Raw genomic sequence first — 20,635 nt, forward strand, 5'->3', positions numbered from 1 at the left:
TTTAGGTAAGAGCTGTTAATCTTTCAGTACCCAGTCGATAGGAAATAGCTTCTGCGAGATGATGGCATGAGAGATAGTCTGCTGCGTCGAGATCAGCGATGGTGCGTGCAACTTTGAGAATGCGATGATAGGCGCGTGCAGAAAGATGCATCTTTTCACTCACATCTCGTAAGAGTGTAGCCGCATTTTTATCAGGAATAGCAATTTGTTCTATAATTTTGGCTGGACAATCGCCGTTAGTACGAATATGGCTAAGCCCCAGTTTAGTAAAACGTTTGGTTTGAATGGTACGACACCGTGCGACGCGTTTTGCAACATCACAGCTTTTTTCTGATTTTTCTGGTTGCATAAGATCCATGGCTGTTAAAGCAGGGACATCAATCCGTAAGTCAATTCGGTCGAGCAGAGGACCAGAAATACGCGATTGATAATCGGTTTGACAGCGTATACCTTTTGCACAAACATGATTTTTTTCGCCTGCCATGCCACATCGACAAGGGTTCATTGCGGCAATGAGTTGGATACGAGCAGGATAGCTGATATGGTGGTTAGCGCGGGCGATGACACATTCTCCGCTTTCTAAAGGTTGACGAAGAGAATCGAGGACCTGTGGAGAAAATTCCGGTAACTCGTCGAGAAATAAGACACCGTTATGCGCAAGCGAAACTTCTCCTGGTTGTGCTTTAAGTCCACCACCGATCATTGCAGCCATGGAAGCAGAATGATGTGGGGCACGAAAGGGGCAGTGGAGTGAAATGGTATTCTGTACAGTTTCTCCCATAATAGAAGCAATCAGGAAAACGTCTAAGAGCTCACGACTATCAAGAGGCGGCAAAATGGAAGGCAAACGTTGTGCTAACATAGATTTTCCTGCGCCAGGAGGACCAACAAATAAAAGGTTATGCCGCCCAGCTGCGCAAACTTCTAATGCACGTTTAGCTGTTTTTTGTCCTTTAATTTCGCAAAGGTCTGGAAGTTCAGTTTGGATTGTATATTGGCGTGGTTGTGGACGTTTTTGAATTTGTGTTCCTTTAAAATGATTGACCATGGTAAGAAGCGTTTCAGGTGCGAGAATGTTCATGTTTGCATTTGCCCATGCTGCTTCAGGTCCACATTGATAGGGACAAATAATTCCTTTATCGCATGATAAAGCTGTCATTGCTGCTGGTAAAACACCATTAACTGCTGTAAGTGAACCATCCAGTGATAATTCACCTAAGATGATATAGTCTTGTACTATATCAGAAGGAAGAAGTCCCATAGCGAGCATGAGGCCTACGGCGATTGGCAAATCATAATGTGATCCTTCTTTAGGGAGATTAGCAGGCGCAAGATTAATAGTGACTCGTTTGTTGGGCATAGAAAGTCCGCAAGCATGGAAGGCGGCTTGCACACGTTCACGGCTTTCTGCGATTGCTTTATCTGGTAATCCAACAATAGCCATGCCTATTTTACCAGAGGAAATCATAACCTGTACGTCAACAGGTACTGCTTCTAGACCACGAAAAGCAACAGTTGTAACATGCGCGATCATCAGTTTTTCCCCCACTTATATTTTGAGCGAAACAATCATATCTGCACATAAAAATCAAGAAGTGTCTGTATAGTCTTTTGTAAAGAGAGATCTATATATGTGTGCAGGCTTATGGTGCAATTATGAGAAGTGGTTTGCAAAAATTTAACCATGATAGCATGCTACTCAAAAGAACGTTTATAATACGCTAAATGAATATGTTAGGAAAAAGAGATCAAGGCTGTTTTGTTGTACGGCAGTACAGGGTTTTATGAATATAAGAAAGAGAGTGGCTTTATGCATTGTAGGCAAAGAGTATTATTATATGTGCACAATCGTATGAAATATGCTGTGAGCAAAGGTTAGAATATTCCCAACAGATATATTTATCTTTTTTGTTAGGTGTTATTTATAAAAGAATGATTTAAAGTGTGTTGAAGGTATCTGATTTGATGGTATATCAGACAGGAGTTTTTTTTAAATCAAGAACCATGCGCAGCGTATTGATAGGTTTATGCTTGGTTTTAGCTTTTTCGAAGTCACTTGCAGCATTTGAGTTGTTTGGTATCCCTCTTTTTGGTCACAAGAAGATAAATTCCTCTTCTAATGTTGATGGTGCAGAGAAATTTTATAACGTTGATGTTGTTGCAGCGCTGGGTGCCTCATCAGAGGGTGTTAAAATAGTAAAGGCTGTGTCTTCTCTTGTCGCTGATCAAGATAAAGCTGTATCGAGTTCTTCTGGCTTATTAGCTAAAGCGCGTTCAGATTATCGAGTAATTCTTTCTTCTCTTTATGCTGAGGGATACTATGGTGGTGTTATTAGTATTAAGATTAACGGTTTAGAAGCCGCTGATTTAAGTCCGGTGACTCAATTGCCAACACAATCCAAGATTGTTATTACCATTGATGCTGGTCCTCAATATGTTTTTAGTGTTGCAGGTATCGATAAAGTTGCTCCCTTCGTGAAAGATAAAAGCAATAAAATGCCTACAGTTGAAGAGTTGGGTTATAAAGTTGGAGTTGTCGCCAAATCTGAAACTATTCTTAAAACGGAACAATGGGCGATTGAAGGATGGCGTCGACAAGGGTATGCAAAAGCTAGAGTTATCAAGAGTAAAGTTGTTGCGGATCACGTTGCGCGTCTCATTGATGCGCAAATTATCGTTGATCCTGGACATCAAGCTTATTATGGTCCTTTAAGCGTGCGTAATGTTAGTAAGAAACCAGGTGTAGATTCAGCTTATATCACATGGATGACAGAACTAAAGCCAGGTCAGAAATATGATTCCGAGGCCGTTATCAAAGCGAATGAACGGCTTGTACGGCTTGATGTTTTTCGTGCTGTGAGTATACGTGAAGCTGAGACAATTAATCCTGATGGGAGTTTACCCTTTACACTTGTTGTACAAGAACGTAAGCCACGTCGTTTTGGTGCTGGTGGGAGCTATTCTACATTAGATGGTGCTGGTTTTGAAGCGTATTGGATGCATAAAAATCTTTTTGGTCGTGCGGAACGTCTTAAAATTGAGACGAAAATAAATGGTGTTGGTGGCAACAAGAAACAGTCATATAATTTTAAAAATTTTAATTATCTTTTGGGCGGTACGTTTATAAAACCTGGTATACTCACTCCTGATACAGACTTTAGGGCAGAATTGAAAGTCCAGCAAGATGTCCTAGAAAATTACACAACAAAAGCCATTAGAGGAAAGTTGAGTATAACGCGTATTTTTAATGGTAATCTATCTGGACAGGTTGCTGTAGAAGTTTTTAAGGGTTATTCGCGCGATGTCTATTTTGGGAATCGTGATTTTACAACAATAGGGTTACCGGGTAGTTTAATTTACGATAGTCGTAATAATAAGTTCAATGCAACAAAAGGTTTGTATGGTGAAGTACTTCTTGAACCTTTTTATGAAATGCGCTTTGACAATTGTGTAGCAAAAATGACTGTAGAAGGTCGTTCTTATTGGGCGCTGGATGAAAGAGATCATTTTATTTTTGCAACGCGGGCAAAGTTTGGCACGATTGTTGGGGGTGATACAGCACAAATACCTTCGGATATGCTCTTTTTTGCTGGTGGTGGTGGCTCCGTTCGCGGTTATGCTTATCGTAATATTGGTGTCAAAACAAACAATAATGCTGTTGTTGGCGGACGAGCACTTTTTGAGGGGTCAGCAGAGTTACGTTTTTCTGTAAATAATAAGATAGGGGTTGTCAGTTTTCTTGATGGAGGTACCGTAGGAGACAAAGCGCGTTTTGATTTTTCTAAAAAAATGAAATGGGGAGCCGGTATTGGAGGCCGCTATATGACAAATCTTGGCCCTTTACGTGTTGATCTAGCGTTTCCTCTTAAGCGTGAGAAAGGTGATCCTCGTATTGGTTTTTATGTGGGTATAGGGCAAGCGTTTTGATGAAAAAAATTATGCGTTTATCATCTTTCTTTTTTGGATTTTTGTTTTTTTCGTTATGCGCTCTTGTCTTTACGCAGAAGGGAAATTTACTCTTTAGCCAAGCGACAGTAGAGGATCGTTCATGGCTCGTTTCTTTGATTGAGCGTAAACTTTCAGCGCCTAATCGCCAAGTTCGTTTCCATAATATGCAAGGGACACTATTTTCTCAAACATCTATTGATGCTATTACCATCAGTGATAAAAAAGGTGTTTGGCTTAAAATTACTAATGCTAAAATGGATTGGAACCGCTTAGCCTTGCTAAGGGGGCGGATGAGTATTAAACAGCTTTCGATGGATCAGATTACGTTTTTACGCAAACCGCAGGGAAACTCTTCTTTTGTTTCTTCTCTTGAGGCAGGGAAATTTTCTTTACCAATATTGCCCCTTGCCATTTCTATCGATACACTTACAGCTCAGCATGTAGCGTTTGAACAAGACCTTTTTGGTTTTTCTGCTGATATGTCCTTAAAAGGAAATCTAACCTTGGCGAATGGTGACTTTGATGTTGATATAGCGGCTCAGCGTTTAGATGCACTTGGTTTTTTTTCTGTCCTAATGAAGATATCCGATAGCAATCGTACAGCTAAAATTGATATTTCTGTAGATGAACCGCAAAATGGCATTTTAGCGAATGTTTTTAAACTTGAAAAGCGTCCTGCATTAAATCTTGCCATGAAAGGCGAAGGTACTTTTGATGATTTGGTTGTCGGACTTTATTTGGAAGCTGATCATCATCCTGTTTTAGATGGTAATGTTGTTCTTACAAGTGTTGCAGAAGGACATAGTTTTTCTACGAAACTGGTGGGCAAATTTGATCCTTTAATGTCTCCTCAATATCGGAGCCTATTCGAATCTGATGTAACGTTGAAAGCAGAGATGAGGGTGACAAAAGAAGGTGTAAAATACCTTGACCATATGGTCATTCAAGGTGAAGCAGTGAATGTTGTAGCTAATGCTGAAATAACAGCAGATGGATTTTTGCGGCGGCTTTTTATTGATGGCAAAATGGCTCTTGATAAGGAGAGTGAATCTGATCGTTTATCTGTATCAGAAACGCCAAAGCGTGCAAATGTTGCTTTAAACGTTGACTATGGCGGCAAAGGACAACATTCTTGGAATGGCCGGCTTGTTGTACATCATTTGAGCAATCAAAATATTCATATTCGTGATGCCATTTTTGATATGGGAGGGGTGAGCGAAAATCTTGATGATGCAACGTCTCGTCATGTTGGTATTCAGGTTAAGGGAACGTTTCAAGGGGTTAAAAAAAGTAAGAGCACATTAGGAGAAGATTTTGGACAAATAGTTCATGTGCATCTAGATACGGATATTGTTTCTAGAAAACCGGTTTTGATACATGATTTTAGTATTACGGGTCAGGGATTTTCTGCTTGGTTAAAAGGGAAAATGGATCATTTTGTTTTTAAAGGCAATCTTGGTTTAAAAGCGCAAACACTTGCTTCTTTTAATTTATTGAGTGAACAATCCTTCTCTGGTAGCGCAGATATTAAAGCCAAAGGAACGATTGGTTTAATGAGTGGCGTTTTTGATCTTGAATTATCGGGGACGGCTGATAATCCGAAAATAGGCTTTGAACCTTTTGATCGTTTATTCAAAGGAAATTTTACTCTTTCAGGTGGTGCTGCTCACGATACAACAAATCTTATTCTGCGTCATTTGGATTTAAAAAGTCAATACGCAAACATAAAGGCTGATGGATATTTTTCAAGTGAGAGGGCTAAAATGGATTTCTATGCTCAAATATCTGATCTCGCCAGATTGGACCCGAGAATGAATGGTGCTCTAACAATCAAAAGTATTGCGAGAGGACACAATCGCCTTATAGAGCTTGATACACATGCTCATGTTGCTGAAGCATTTTTAGTAGGGAAGAAACTGGAGAGCACAACACTTACTATGAAAACACTGGTGAATAATACATCATCGGTTACATCTTTAACTGGTTCTGTAAAGGGTGAGGGAACTTTTGCTAAGAAGCCATTGTATTTATCTGCTTCTTTTAAGGATTCTCATCAGATTCGAAAATTTGAAGATGTTGATATGAGAGTGGGAAGTGCAAAAATAACTGGTGATCTGTCTCAAACGGCAGGCTTTGTGAAAGGCGCTTTGCATATTGATGCTGACGATATTTCAGTGCTTTCCGCATTATTTTTGCAGGAAGGCAGTGGAAAATTAAAGGGAGATTTTATTTTTGACGAGGAAAATGGCAGACAAAAGGCTAATCTAAAGGCACATGTTGATCATTTAAGTTTTGCAAAGAACAAAATTAAAAAGTTGACACTAAAAGGGGACATTTTTGATCCTTTTGGCATGACCCAGTTTGAGGGTTTGATCAATGCTGAGCATATTCAAACGCCTTTGATGATGGTTAATCGTTTAGATGTTCATGCTAATGGCAAAAATGGGCAAACAGTTTTTACTGTTAAAGCAATGTTACCTAATAATACAAATGCACAGCTTTCTGGAAGTATGGTGACGGTAGAATTTCCTGAAGGCATAAAACGAGAAGTACAGATTAAGACCATAGATGTTAAACAACACAATCTTCATGCGACATTGTCTAAATCGACTACAATTGTTTTCGATAAAGAGGGGATGACAGTAGATGAATTAGGAATTGCGATTAATGGAGGTGAAATTATCCTTGCGGGAAATGTTCAAAATTCCCTTAATCTGCACCTTACAATGAATGCATTCCCTTTTGCTTTAGTTAATCTATGGAAATCTGATCTTGGAGCGGCTGGTACTGTAACAGGGCAGATGACGATATGTGGTAGTTTTCAAAAGCCTGATTTAGCTTATGATATAAAAGGTGAGGAGCTGACAACTCTTGCTCTTCAAAATAAAAAAATAATGCCTTTTGTTCTTTCTGCTAAAGGTAAAACAGTAGACCAGAACCTTACTTTGAATGCAAATTTAACGGGAGAAGGAGTACAAGCACAAGTCCAGGGTCGTATATCTTTAGATAAAAATAAGCTTGATATCCATGTTGATTTGCAAGATTTACCTGCACGTTTGATGAATAGTTTTATTGAAGGGCAAGCACTTGGAGGAGTAGTGGTAGGTAAGGTCGATATTGCTGGAACAATGAAGGATCCATCTGCTTATTTTGAGTTTTCTAGTCAAAGCTTAACTGCTATGACGCATAAAGGACCTCTATCGATCAATATGAATGTTCGTGGTTCTTACAAAAAATCAACTTTTTATATTGAGAATATAATAGCGACAGGAGATAAAGGATTAGATCTCTCCATAAATGGGCCTGTTTCTCTTAATGGTTCAGAGGTCAAATTGAGTATTGAAGGAACAATACCTCTTGCGTATGTTGATTTATTATTAGCAAAGCGCGGTGCGTATGTAACAGGCATGGCCAGAATTGATGCAACCCTGAATGGTGAATTACTTAACCCGCATTTGATAGGAGATTTTTCTATAGTCAATGGTAGTTTTTTTGATTCACAAACAAATTTAGGATTAAATAATATAACCATTGAAGGAAAATTAAATGGTGATCATCTTTTTCTAGAGAAAGCCTTAGCTGTTTCATCTGAAGGAGGGTCAATTTCTGCTTCAGGTCGTATTTCTAATGATCTACAACCAGATTTGGTGCTTCATCTTAACAACGCCAATTATAATAATGGGTCAATGATTCTTGCAACGTTGTCAGGTAAGATAACCATGAGCGGTCATTTTAGAGATGGTCTCGTTATTGGTGGTGATATCACAGTAGAAAAAGCTGAAGTTTTAGTTCCCGATCATTTTCGAAACGCAAAGTTTCTTGATATTAAAAATAAGAATTTAACCAAATCGATTAAAAAAACACTTGAACGTGCTGGTGTTGAGAACACCAACAAAGATCGATTAAAATTTCAAGAATCTTCTTCTGTGATACTATCAAATATGCGTCTTATTGCGCGCAATCAGTTTTTTGTACGTGGGCGAGGATTAGATACTGAACTGGGAGGACGCATTAATCTGGTAGGTCCATTAAATGAGGTGCATCCAGTTGGTGAGTTTAGGATGATTCGTGGACGTTTTGATATTCTTTCACAGCATCTTAATTTTGATCAAGGACAAGCAAGTTTTAGCGGTAATCTTAATCCTACGGTTTATTTTGTGGCAAACAAGAATAGTGGTGATATTCGCTTCACTGTAACCGTAAGTGGAACGATTGATAATCTTGAGATTAATTTTTCTTCACAACCAAATTTGCCACAAGATGAGATTTTAGCAGGCTTGATTTTTAATCGCTCTCTTAATGAATTATCACCATTTCAGATTGCGCAGCTTGCAGCAGCGGCAGCTGATCTTGCTGGTGCTTCTAATACATCTTTGTTGAACACTCTACGGACTAAAATTGGTCTTGATGATCTTGATGTCATCGTTGATGAAAAGGGTAATACGGGCTTACGCATTGGGCGCTATATACACAATAACATTTATTTGGGATTTGAAGCAGGATCGGATAGAACGACGAAAGGAACAATTAATTTGGATATTTCCCGCCATCTTAAAGCAAAAGGTACTATAGGGAATGAAAAAAATTCTAGTATTGGTCTATTCTATGAAAGAGACTATTAAGGATCGAATTTCTTAAGTGTCAATTACTTAGATTTTATGTATCTAACGCACTCAGTGAGAGAAAGGTTGAAATAATAGACTAAGAATCTCATAAAAGAGGGAGACTTTTTATCGAACTGTGAGAAAATATACCGGAAATATTTGATTTTTTGTTTATCGTATTCTTAATGGGGTTACGCTCTTTATAAAAAACAACAAGCTATAGTGTTATTCATGCCCGCATTCGTTTTAACATCTCTCGTTACTCCCAATCTCATTTCATAATACTTATCCATGAATAGTAGAATGCGAAATACATGAGCTACGACCATCTTCACTTATGTAAAGTACAAGCCAATACTATCATTCTATTTCCCATCTCCAAATATTTCAAATGATTTTGCACTAAGATAGTCTATGAGAGCTATATTTACTCTTTTTTCAAACGGTTTTTATTCACACGTTGATTTTGCTTGTGAAGTGCAAAAAAAAAATTTTTTGATTTTGAATACAAAAATTTAAATAAAAGAATCTTACAATATTACGAGCATTCATTCAAATTGCAAAACAATGAATTATCTTTATAAATCAATGTGTGATCTGTTTGATTAGTAAGGTGGGTATACTGTTTTGCTTCTCATTCGTTCTCTTTGCGCATTTGTATCATAGTTCTTATCAGCAATAACATATGTATTTTCAAACCTTGTTACAGTGCTTTAGAAACATCGTTCCAATTCTTCGATATGAGAATAAGATGCAAGATTTTATCTACAGCATCAATTGCAGCAAGGAATTTCATGATAAATCCTCCCTTATTTCTTCCTGACATTCCTTCATGAGGAGTTTATTTTTAGTTTGTAGCATAATTTATAACCAGCAGCACAGGGATAAACAGAGGGACAAAAGTAGCATTGATTCAGAATCATGGTTCTTGGTAACTTTTTCAAAATTTGACGCTTACTTTTTTGTGGTCAAAAAATTCATAATGTTTAAAAATAAGTTTCCTTGTTTAAGAAAAGAGGAAACTTTCACTATCGAGTCTTTGCTTTCAAATGAGGTGAACTTCTTCAAGAAAATAATAGTTAAGATTTCCAATTTTCATGCAAATCCTAAAAAGGTTTCTTCAATAAATCATAAATTTTTTGCTAATCGCTGCACCTCATATAATATTTTTCTCTAGCTATACTCCTATTTCTTTACAAAGAAATAGGATCATCTCTCCACTTTTTATCTTAAATTTTATTACGTATTTAAAGACTAGAACTTTTGCTTTTTGAATTGGATATTATGAAGTTTTTTGTAAAAACTGTGTTCTTTTACCAGCAATTCTTTTTGTGTACCTTGTTCAATGAGTTGGCCATTTTTTATGACAACAATTTTATGAGCGCGAGCAATTGTTGAAAGGCGATGAGCAATGATAATAGTTGTACGCCCTTTGGTGAGATGATAAAGGGCTTCATTAATTTGCGCTTCAGTATGTGAATCTAAAGCACTTGTTGCTTCATCAAGTATCAGGATTTCACTATCATGAAGCATTGCTCTAGCGATAGCAAGTCGTTGTTTTTGTCCTCCTGAGAGATTACAACCATTATCACCGACCTGTGTCTCGTAGCCATTTGGTAGCCTCATAATGAAGTCGTGAGCATTGGCTGTTTTTGCTGCTTTAATAATGTCGTCGTCGCTGGCACTTTCTTTTCCTAGCCCGATATTATATTTAACGGTTCCTTGAAAGAGAAAAGTATCCTGTCCTACGTAAGCCATTAGGTCTCTCAAAGAGCGAAATGTAGTGTAGCGGATGTCTTGATCATTAATCAATATGCGCCCCTTTGTAGGGTCATAAAGACGCATAATAAGGTTAATAAAGGTTGATTTTCCTGAACCCGATGGTCCCACCAAAGCTGTCATTTTTCCGGGTTCTATTTCTAGATTAACGTTTTTCAACACCATTTGGTTATCCGTATATGCAAACGATACATTTTCGAAACGGATAGCTCCTTGAGTTTTATGCAAATCTCTAGCTTTTTCATGTTCTATAACCGTAAGGGGATGGTCAAGTACCTCAAACATCGTACGGATATTAACCAAGCCAGATTCAATTTTAACACGTACATTTGCTAATCTTTTTGCTGGTTCGTAAGCAAGAAGTAAAGCAACAATAAAGGACATGAATTCACCTTGAACGCCTGCTCGTTGGGTTGCAAGGTAGCCAGAAAAACAGATAATACCTGCAATGGCAACACCAGTGAGTGTTTCCATAATTGGGTTGGTAATGGCTTGAAGTGTTGCAATATTGTTTGCTTGTTTTTCAACATTACAAATGGCTTTGTTCATACGTTTTTTCATTAGTTCTTCTAATGAAAAAGCCTTAATAACTCGAATACCAATAGCGCTTTCCTGCACAATTTTGATAATTTCACCAAGTGAGAAAAGCTCTTTTTCCACTAGGCGGTGGACACGCTTTAAAGCCATTCGAACCCCTAAAAAGGCGAGTGGTCCTACTATTAAAGTAAGAGTGATTAACGTAAAGTTTTGAATGAACATGACAAGCAACAGACCACTAACAGAAAGCAAATCACGCACAAAAGTTGTAATAATTATATCAATGATATTACGCACTGCTGTAGCGTTGTGGGTGACGCGGACAAGAAGATCAGATGAAGTGTTGTTATGATAAAAAGAAACACTTTGTTCCATCATACGTGCGTAAATTTTACGCTGTTGTTCAGCAACGATACTATTGCCTGCTTTGTTCAAAAAATAAGTTTGTGCAAAAGTTGCAATTCCCTTGAGAATAAAAATGAAAGCAATGATGGTAGAAATCAAAACGATCATACCAAAATTTTGTGCATCAATAATATAATTAACAACATCACGCATGATCCATGCACTCGCTGCAGTTGTACAGGAAATAATGATCATTGAAAAAATAGCTGCACCATACCAACGCGCATGTTTATGAAAGTTTTCTCGCAAAAGACGGATGATAAGATGTTTATCAAAAGCGGAAATTTGTTTTTTAACCATGAAGCGCTTCTATATTCTACCGTTGTTTTATGCAAGATCGAAGCATCCTTATTTAAAGAACATTAAGTCTTTAAATTGGTAACAAAGAGTATCCTCTTAAATAGAAGGATTGATGGATAACAACCAAACCCTTAAAAGCACCACAACGACTCTATATAGTACTTCTAAATCATACTCACAGCTCAACTCTAGATGAGTTGTATTCTCTACATTCCTCTTATGAGAAATTATTTAGCTGCTATCACCATCATCATTTGACGACCTTCGAGTTTTGGTTCAGATTCGATTTTGGCAATTTCACTTGTATCTTCTTTAACCCGCTGAAGAAGTTTTAACCCAAGATCTTGGTGTGCCATTTTACGCCCACGAAAACGCAAAGTAACCTTCACTTTATCACCATTACCAATAAATCGATGAATAGCCTTAAGCTTGACTCCATAATCATGGACATCAACATTTGGACGCATCTTAATTTCTTTAATTTCGATAACTTTTTGTTTTTTACGTGTTTCAGCCGCTTTTTTTTGAGTCTGATATTTCAATTTGCCCAAATCGATAATTTTACACACAGGAGGTTCTGCATTTGGTACAATTTCAACCAAATCGAGGCCAACTTCCGCAGCCATAGCAAGGGCATCTTGTATTGTAACCACTCCCTGATGTTGCCCCTCATCATTGATAAGTTGAACGCGAGAAACCCGAATATCTTGATTTGCACGTGGCCCATCTTTTTGGATATGTGTCATTTTAAATGGTTTGCGAATGGTTTAGGCTCCTTAATTTTGATTCATCTACAGTACAACTTAATATACAATTATACACAGAAAAACAACTAGAATTCATGCTTTTTTCATTATTTGATTTATGATTTTGGGAGATAATTTGGAGGATAGAAATTTTTTCTTTTATTGAAGTGAAAATGTTTTATGGAGGATAAAGGATAATGGACCAAAATATTCCTTGCCAATTTTTTTCGTTTGAAAACACTGCTCTTGCAGTTCGTCATCGCAAAGGCAATTGCTTTCCTGGTTTGGTTTGGCTTTCTGGTTATCAATCCGATATGTTAGGAAGCAAGGCGATGTTGGTTGATAGTTTTGCGCAAAAGAATGACTTGCCCTGCTTACGTTTTGATTACTCTGGTCATGGAGAATCTGAGGGTGATTTTTTTCAAGGAACAATTTCACGTTGGGTTAAGGAGAGTTTAGCAATTTTTGAGACCTATTGTGAAGGGCCACAAATTTTGATTGGTTCTTCTATGGGGGGATGGATTGCACTAAAGCTTACTATGATGTTAGCCCAGAAAAATAAAAAGCTTGCTGGCATGGTGTTGGTTGCGCCAGCTCCTGATTTCACGCAAACATTGGTGGAGCCAGAATTGGGCCCGGAGGAATGGAAAATTTTGGAAGAAAAAGGGTATATTGAACGACCTGGAGTTGGTGATGAGGAACCGATGCCTTTTACAAAAGGGTTGATTGAAGATGGTCGAGATAACTGCGTTATGAAAGGATGTCTTGATATTAGTTGCCCGATCCATATTTTACAAGGAATGGAGGATGATAAAATACCTTATCAACATACATTGACTTTACTGAATCATTTGCCTTTACATGATGTAACATTGACACTTGTTCGTGATGCAGATCACCGCTTTTCGCGTCCACAAGATTTAGAGTGTCTTGAAACAGTTTTAAGCGCATTGATTGATCGAATTAATGCAGAATAAGGACCAAGTTTATTGATGAGGAAGATATAATGTATGACCATTTATGAACAGCATTTTATTTTCTTTGATCGCGTTGTACCTATAAGAGTACGTGAAAATAAGCATGCGCGCCGTCTTACATTACGTATTGATGCGAGTGGTCAGGAAATTTGTGTAACAACACCACTGGCGATAAGTCTCTGTTCGATTCAAGGTTTTATTAAAAAGCACCAATTTTGGATTGAGGCGCGTCTTGCTTGCATACAAATTGCTTACGAAAATTCTTATCTCAAAGAGGGTACAAAAGTTCCTTTATTGGGTATTCCACATACCATACAGCGTAAAGAAGGACGCGGAATAACAGAAATCGTTACAGGAGATGTGGGACAAGAGTCCAGAATCATTGTTTATGGACAATTAGAATATCTGCCAAGACGTATTGCTAATGTTTTAAAAAAACAAGCTGCACTCATTATAACGCCATTGGTGATGTGCTATGCACATAAAGTAAAGTGTAAAGTGAAATCAATTTGTTATAAAGATACCAAGAGTCGTTGGGGTTCCTGTTCAATACATGGGAACCTTTCTTTTTCTTGGCGTCTTGTTATGGCACCACAAGAAGTTGTTGAATATGTTGTTGCCCATGAGGTCGCTCATCTTATTGAAATGAATCACGGTCCAAAATTTTGGGCTCTTTGTGAAAAACTTTGCCCCAAAAGTAAAATATATCGTGCTTGGTTGAAGGAAAATGGTCATATATTGCAAGCAATCAACTTTTATTCATATATGTTGGAGATATGAATAAACTTTGAAAAAAGGAAAGTGAATGGAACTTTTTGTTGAAAATGCCGTTATCTTGTTGCTTTGTCACGCATGATGAAGGAACCATTGAAGCTCTCAGCACAATTGTCTTCCCCTGCTTGGTTTGCTGAGTGTCTTCAGTGTTTTTGCTTTATATTTTTTGCAATTCAGATTAATAATTCTAATTTTATAACTCTCAGTTTAGATTGGAAGAGCGCTTATGCCTGTTCTTACAGATCCACTTCAGCTATTACAGGCTCTTATTCGTTGTCCTTCTATTACACCTCATGAGGCAGGTGCTTTATCAACTTTAGAACAATTTTTAACAAAGATGGGGTTCAATGTTGAGCGTCCTATTTTTTCCGATAAAAATACAGAGGATGTTGAAAATCTTTATGCAAAAATAGGAAAAGAGGGCCCGCATCTTATGTTTGCTGGTCATACGGATGTAGTGCCACCAGGTGATTTGAAAAACTGGACGTATCCTCCTTTTGAAGGTGTCATAAATCAGGGGAAATTATACGGGCGGGGTGCTGTCGATATGAAAGGCGGAATTGCTTGTTTTGTTGCGGCGTTGGCTCGTGTCCGTGAGAAACACTTCATTAAAGGGAGAGTAAGTCTTTTGATTACTGGTGACGAAGAAGGTCCTGCACTTAACGGTACGGTTAAACTTCTCAAATGGGCAGAGCAAAAGGGCGAAAAATGGACAGCAGCTCTTGTAGGAGAACCAACGAGCGTAAAAACTGTTGGTGATGTAATTAAAATCGGACGGCGAGGATCAATCTCTGGTATCATAACCGTTAAAGGATGCCAAGGTCATGTTGCTTTTCCCGAGCGGGCAGCCAATCCGTTACCTTTAGCAAGTAAGCTTATACAAGTGTTAATACAAACGACTTTAGATGAAGGGACAGAGCATTTTCAACCCAGTAATTTGGAATTAACAACAATTGATACGGGTAATTCGGCGATGAATGTTATTCCAGCGCAGGCAACAGTCCATTTTAATATACGTTACAATGATCTTTGGACAAAAGAAATGCTTATAGCAGAAATTGAAAAACGTCTCACTTCTGTGCAATCAAAAAACAACAAGGATCAATACCCTTATTATCAGCTTGAGTGGATTCCGAGTTTGGGGGATGTTTTTTTGACTAAAAATGATAAACTCGTTAACACATTATCAAATGCGATTAAAAGTGTAACAGGGAATATACCAGAATGCTCAACTTCAGGGGGAACTTCAGATGCGCGGTTTATTAAGGATTATTGCCCGGTGATTGAATTTGGATTACCGGGACAAACGATACATATGGTGGATGAGTGTGTCGCTGTTGATACAATGGAAACCCTCACTTCTATTTATGAGCGTTTCATTATCGATTTTTTTGCGTAGATAAGCGCTTGTTTTTTCAAAGCAGCACCTTCTCAAATCGAAAACCGTGAACGTTATGTCACTATAAATGAAAGATATCTCGAATATTGGCTCGAATTAATGGGAACGATAGGGCCGGATTGTATCGAAAAAAGATATATGAATGTTCTCTACAACTGATGTGACGCAGATTGAAACCGTCAAGATTTTAGTGTGCCAGTTGGCTGATGATATGGTCAAGAAGAATGCGTCCTTTGCTTGTTGCTTTTAAGCGTTGGTTTCCTACCATTTCTACCAGCCCTTGTTGTTGTAAATCTATAAGTTTTTCCATTGGTAGGCTCTTAGAGCTTAAGGTTTCATAGCGTGTAAGATCCAAACCTTCGCAAAGACGCAAACCCATAAGGAGCATTTCGTTTGCCTGTTGCTCTGCGGTCAATTGTTCTGTCTCAATACAGCCATGTCCTGTCTTTTCTACTAATTCAAGCCAACGTTCGGGATATTTTTCATTTATAGTGACATAACGTTCATGGTTTTCGATTTGGGAAGGCGCTGTTTTTGAAAAGGGAGAAAAATGATTCGCTAGACGCGTAATAAAGCGTCCATGTGCCCCTGGACCAAAACCTGCATATTCATGATAACGCCAATAGAGAAGATTGTGCGCTGATTCGAAACCGGGAATTGCATGATTGGAAATTTCATAAGCTGGAAGTCCATGCTGTGCGGTTATTTCTTGAGTCAGCTGATAGAGATCGGCTGCAAGTTCTGATTTGGGAAGAATCAGTCTTCCTGCGGCATGAAGCTTTTTAAAGGCTGTTCCTTCTTCGATAGTGAGTTGGTAGAGGGAAAGATGATCTGCTGCTAAATCAATAGCTTGAAAAAGTTCATATTTCCATTGTTCGAGTGTTTGTTCTGGGCGGGCATAGATAAGATCAAAGGATAAACGGGGAAAAATTTCCCGAGCTAAATCAATAGCGTAGAGAGCTTGTTTGACATCATGAAGACGTCCAAGTTGTCGCAGTGCTTTGTCATTGAGTGCTTGTACACCGAGAGATAAGCGGTTCACCCCTGCTGCACGATATCCGCGAAAGCGTTCTGCTTCTACACTGGATGGGTTTGCTTCCAGTGTAATTTCAGCTTTATCGTCGACGTTCCAAGTTTTTGCCAATATCTGCAACAAGGCATCAACAGTTTGAGGTGTCATAAGCGATGGAGTTCCCCCACCGATAAAAATACTCGTAATACAACGTGAACCTATTTTATGATATTGTGTTTCTATTTCGTGTTCAAAGGCAGTTACGAAACGTGGTTGATCAACACCATGAACGCGGATGTGTGAGTTAAAGTCACAATAAGGACATTTGGCAGTGCAAAAGGGCCAATGAATGTAGATGCCAAAAGGTTCATTCATGAGAGTTTAAAAGGTTTTCTGCTAAAAGTTTGAAAGCACGTGCACGATGAGAGAGTGGTGTTTGATCATTGAGTTTCCAACCATGTTTTTGCTCTGTTGTCATTTCACCAAAGGTATCATCATATCCGTCTGGTAAAAAAATGGGATCAAAGCCAAAACCTTTATCTCCACGTGGCGGCCAAATGAATGATCCCTCAATACTTCCGCGGAAGTAATCTGCATGAGTATCGGGCCATGCAATGCAAATAACCGATATAAACCGACATTTTCGTTGGTTTTTTTTATGTGCTCCGATTTTTTGAAGTTTCTCTTCTATTTTTTGCATCGCTTTTAAAAAGTCACGTGTACCATCGGGTTGAAGAGCGAGGTCAGCGGTATAAACGCCTGGTGAACCACCCAGAGCATCCACTTCCAATCCTGAATCATCAGAGAGGGCAGGAAGTCCTGTATTTTTTGCAGCTGCAAAGGCTTTGATATAAGCATTTTCTTCAAATGTTGTTCCTGTTTCTTCTATTTCAGGTAATCCAAGTTCTTTGGCTGATTGGATTTTTAAACCGAAGGGAGCAACTAAAGTAGTAATTTCATGCAATTTGCCGATATTATGTGTAGCGATGACGAGCTTTTTGCTCACTATGTTTCTCATATAAATCTCTCTAAAAATAAAAAGTGGGTGTTATTTTCTGTGCTAAAAATTAGTTTAAACGAACAATATAATATGAGCTCTGCCAGATTTTACGAGATGCGATTTTTTCATGTTTACTAATATCGTTCAAATGAAATCTTTTATGTTTTATGAGGACAATTATTGAAAAGGCACATACTAAAGTATCTTTCTTTTTGATGATAGCATAAATATGTATTATACTTTTGCACTGCTTTAGACCATTTGACCAAACCTTGGCAAAATCTATATAAAAAGAGAGTGTTTTTAAAGTAGTGAATTATTTTTGATGAAGCACAAACCTATTGATGATGAACTAAAATATCTTGATGAACGTTCGCGAGATATCTTTCGGCATATTGTGGAGGCTTATCTTAATGATGGGGAACCTGTAGGATCACGAAATCTTTCACGACTTTTGCAGCAGACATTATCACCTGCGACGATTCGCAATGTGATGAGTGATCTTGAACATCTTGGTTTGATTTATGCACCTCATGTATCTGCGGGGCGAATGCCAACACAATCAGGGTTACGTTTTTTTGTTGATGCATTTATGGAAGCGGGTGATTTGCCAAACGAGGAGCGGGAAAGTATTGAAACTCAAATCAAGGAGACAGGTCATGCACAGTCAGTTGAACATTTTCTTATTCAAGCGAGCCAAGTTCTTTCAGATCTTTCACGTGGAGCAGGGCTCGTTCTTGCGACGAAACACGAAGGGACATTGAAGCATATTGAATTTGTGCGTCTTGATGGAGAGCAGGCTCTTGCTGTTTTAGTGACTCAACAAGGTGGAGTTGAAAATCGTATTGTTCATTTACCAGAGGGTGTGACCCATGCACAATTGACGGAGGCAATGAATTTTCTTAATGCGCATATTCAAGGGCTCACATTGAGTGAAGCTAAAGAGGAAATTGCACGGCTATGTTCAGAAACACGAGCTGCACTTGATCATTTGTCTCATCATCTTGTTGAAACAGGGTTAGCTCTTTGGGGAGGAGAAGGTACTGATCATAAAATCCATCTTATTGTTCGTGGGCGAAGCAATTTGCTTGAAGATGTGAAGGCAGAAGAAGATTTAGAGCGGTTACGACATTTGTTTGATGATCTTGAAACGCGTGAAAGCATGGCTCAGTTGCTCGATTTAACGGATGAAGGTTCAGGAGTCCGTATCTTTATTGGTTCAGAAAATAAGTTGTTTTCGCTTTCTGGTTCTTCTTTAGTTGTGGCACCTTATCGTGATTCGCAACAAAAAGTCATTGGTGCTTTAGGAGTTATTGGGCCTACACGGCTTAATTACGCAAGAATCGTGCCTATGGTTGATTATACAGCTCAACTTGTGTCACAGTTGTTGCGTTAAAAAGACCAGATGAATATTTTACGATAAACGCTTATTTTAGGTACATAGCATTAAGATGCATAAATAGCTCTTGATTTTTGTCTATAAAATTTCGATATCGAGAATAACGAATCTTATGAAGGAATGGAATTTTTATGTCTGATGAAAAAAATAAATTTACTGACGCTTCATTTGAAAGTTGCGATTTGAAAAATCCAGCTGATCGCGATGCACTTAAACAAGCTGCCGATGAGTTTTTAAAAGCGCGTACAGTAGAAGCTGACGCAGACGTGAAAGGGGAAGGAGAGGAATTTGTTGATCCCTTAGTTGCTTTGCAGGATGAAAATAAAGAATTGAAAGATCAGCTTTTGCGTCTTGTTGCAGATATGGAAAACCTTCGACGCCGTACTGCGCGTGATGTGGCTGATGCGAAGGCTTATTCAATTGCTAATTTTGCACGTGACATGTTATCTGTTTCTGACAATCTCAATCGTGCTTTGGATGCTATTCCGGAAGGAGCAAAAGAGAATGATGCTGGTTTAAAAACATTAGCTGAGGGTGTTGAAATGACTGAGCGCGCAATGATAGCAGCACTAGAACGCCATGGAGTACAAAAAATTCATCCCGAGGGGCAAAAATTTGATCCTCACTTTCATCAAGCAATGTTTGAAATTCCTAACTCTAATGTTCCAGATAACACCGTTCAGCAAGTTGTTCAAGCCGGTTACATTATCGGTGAACGTGTTTTGCGTCCGGCTATCGTGGGTGTAGCAAAAGGAGGTGCGAAAGATGTTTCTGTTGAAACTGATTCGGCTTAAAACGCATTAAAACAATAACACCCTTACTGTGAGGCCGCGATATTGCATGTAGTCTCACAGTTTTGAGATCTTTGTATGTGAAGAGGATCCCAAAAATATTAAAACTTTCTATACTTGGAGTTTCCAGCTTCCTTTTACGATATAAGGAGCATCGCTTGAGGGAGAGGGCGATAACAATAAAACAAAGTGGTTTACTTCAAAGGGAGAAAACGAAAAGTTGCCTTTAGAAGACAGATAAGAAGGAAGATCTTCAGGTTGAATATCGAGCAGTCGTGCAAGGGTAATATGCGGGGTAAATTGTTTTTCATCATGAGTTAATCCTAGGTGATTCTGAATACACTGAATTTTTTCGTGTAAAAGGTTGAGAGTTTCGCAAGGCTCAATACGGACAATAAGAGAATGTGGCATACTTTCTGAACCAAAAATTTCAAAACCCTTTATATGTAAGACAAAAGGGGGGAGCTTTATTGTGTCAAAGGCACGTATAAGTTCGTCTGCGAGAAAGCTTTCAATCTCACCAAAGAAAGACAAAGTGACATGAAAATTTTGTGGGTTAATCCATTGCGCTTTTGGTAAGCCATTTTGCAGCGATATAAGTTCTTGTGTTGTTTTTTGAGGAATCTGAAGGGCACTAAACAGACGGTACATGGTTTCTCCTTAAAGTAAAAAGACGCTCCCACAAGATTGATGGTAAAGAATATTGAAAGTTAAATGTAGCACTACCAATGGTGCGATGGTATAGAGAAAAAGAAAGAAAAAGAAAAGTTAAAAAATGGCTTGCGTAATTAAGGAATCTAAGAGAATGATCATAATTCCAATAAAAGCCACATTTGCATGAATTGCATCGCAAAGATATGCAGTGAGAAGATTGCTTGTGCTTTCGTTATTAGCGCTACAAATACAGCTTTAAATAAGGAAAATTAATCAATTTTTGATTATGAAATCGTCTTTTATTTTTTAA

13 protein-coding genes are annotated in these 20,635 nt (G+C 38.3%); 7 read left to right on the forward strand and 6 right to left on the reverse strand.

Features of this window, described 5'->3' with window-relative positions:
* Position 1 precedes the first annotated feature (1 nt).
* Positions 2 to 1,534 (reverse strand): YifB family Mg chelatase-like AAA ATPase, encoded by a 1,533-nt coding sequence (locus O9A_RS01635; RefSeq protein WP_034458151.1) that lies wholly within the window; start codon positions 1,532 to 1,534, stop codon positions 2 to 4.
* A 431-nt stretch (positions 1,535 to 1,965) separates the two neighbouring features.
* On the opposite strand from O9A_RS01635, the gene O9A_RS01640 reads away from it, so the two are divergent.
* Both O9A_RS01640 and O9A_RS01645 read left to right on the forward strand, forming a co-directional pair.
* Positions 1,966 to 3,927 carry an autotransporter assembly complex protein TamA gene (locus O9A_RS01640; protein WP_034458152.1) on the forward strand — a complete coding sequence of 654 codons (1,962 nt, stop codon included), beginning with the start codon at positions 1,966 to 1,968 and terminating at the stop codon, positions 3,925 to 3,927.
* A complete protein-coding gene (locus O9A_RS01645) occupies positions 3,927 to 8,570 on the forward strand; it encodes a translocation/assembly module TamB domain-containing protein (protein WP_034458154.1) in 4,644 nt (1,547 codons plus the stop codon). The genes O9A_RS01640 and O9A_RS01645 overlap by 1 nt, the downstream gene beginning before the upstream one ends.
* 1,236 nt (positions 8,571 to 9,806) lie before the next feature.
* Here the strand turns inward: O9A_RS01645 and O9A_RS01650 are convergent.
* The gene (locus O9A_RS01650) at positions 9,807 to 11,573 is read right to left on the reverse strand and encodes an ABC transporter ATP-binding protein (RefSeq protein ID WP_034458156.1); all 1,767 of its coding nucleotides are present in this window, start codon (positions 11,571 to 11,573) and stop codon (positions 9,807 to 9,809) included.
* Positions 11,574 to 11,800: 227 nt separating this feature from the next.
* On the reverse strand, positions 11,801 to 12,319 hold the full coding sequence (gene infC, locus O9A_RS01655; protein ID WP_034458158.1) for a translation initiation factor IF-3: 519 nt from the start codon (positions 12,317 to 12,319) through the stop codon (positions 11,801 to 11,803).
* 197 nt (positions 12,320 to 12,516) lie between these two features.
* Between infC and O9A_RS01660 the strand changes: the two genes are divergently transcribed.
* The 3 genes from O9A_RS01660 (at position 12,517) to dapE (ending at position 15,469) form a co-directional block, all read left to right on the forward strand.
* Positions 12,517 to 13,296, forward strand: a complete 780-nt coding sequence (locus O9A_RS01660) for an alpha/beta hydrolase (protein WP_034458160.1) — start codon at positions 12,517 to 12,519, stop codon at positions 13,294 to 13,296.
* A gap of 33 nt (positions 13,297 to 13,329) precedes the next feature.
* The gene (locus O9A_RS01665; protein ID WP_034458162.1) at positions 13,330 to 14,076 is read left to right on the forward strand and encodes a M48 family metallopeptidase; all 747 of its coding nucleotides are present in this window, start codon (positions 13,330 to 13,332) and stop codon (positions 14,074 to 14,076) included.
* A gap of 220 nt (positions 14,077 to 14,296) precedes the next feature.
* Entirely contained in the window at positions 14,297 to 15,469 is a 1,173-nt protein-coding gene (dapE, locus tag O9A_RS01670; protein WP_034458164.1) for a succinyl-diaminopimelate desuccinylase, read from the forward strand.
* A gap of 187 nt (positions 15,470 to 15,656) precedes the next feature.
* Here dapE and hemW read toward each other — a convergent pair whose 3' ends face one another.
* Entirely contained in the window at positions 15,657 to 16,856 is a 1,200-nt protein-coding gene (hemW, locus tag O9A_RS01675; RefSeq protein WP_034458166.1) for a radical SAM family heme chaperone HemW, read from the reverse strand.
* Complete coding sequence (rdgB, locus tag O9A_RS01680) at positions 16,849 to 17,499, reverse strand: RdgB/HAM1 family non-canonical purine NTP pyrophosphatase (protein ID WP_034458168.1); 651 nt, start codon at positions 17,497 to 17,499, stop codon at positions 16,849 to 16,851. Before rdgB ends, hemW begins: the two co-directional genes overlap by 8 nt.
* Positions 17,500 to 17,806: 307 nt before the next feature.
* On the opposite strand from rdgB, the gene hrcA reads away from it, so the two are divergent.
* Both hrcA and grpE read left to right on the forward strand, forming a co-directional pair.
* Positions 17,807 to 18,877, forward strand: a complete 1,071-nt coding sequence (hrcA, locus tag O9A_RS01685) for a heat-inducible transcriptional repressor HrcA (protein ID WP_034458170.1) — start codon at positions 17,807 to 17,809, stop codon at positions 18,875 to 18,877.
* 134 nt (positions 18,878 to 19,011) lie between these two features.
* Positions 19,012 to 19,674 carry a nucleotide exchange factor GrpE gene (gene grpE, locus O9A_RS01690; protein ID WP_034458172.1) on the forward strand — a complete coding sequence of 221 codons (663 nt, stop codon included), beginning with the start codon at positions 19,012 to 19,014 and terminating at the stop codon, positions 19,672 to 19,674.
* Positions 19,675 to 19,782: 108 nt separating this feature from the next.
* Here grpE and thpR read toward each other — a convergent pair whose 3' ends face one another.
* Positions 19,783 to 20,322 (reverse strand): RNA 2',3'-cyclic phosphodiesterase, encoded by a 540-nt coding sequence (gene thpR / locus O9A_RS01695; RefSeq protein WP_034458174.1) that lies wholly within the window; start codon positions 20,320 to 20,322, stop codon positions 19,783 to 19,785.
* Positions 20,323 to 20,635: the final 313 nt, after the last annotated feature.

It is taken from the genome of Bartonella koehlerae C-29 (genome assembly GCF_000706625.1).
In the GTDB taxonomy this organism is placed as follows: domain Bacteria; phylum Pseudomonadota; class Alphaproteobacteria; order Rhizobiales; family Rhizobiaceae; genus Bartonella; species Bartonella koehlerae.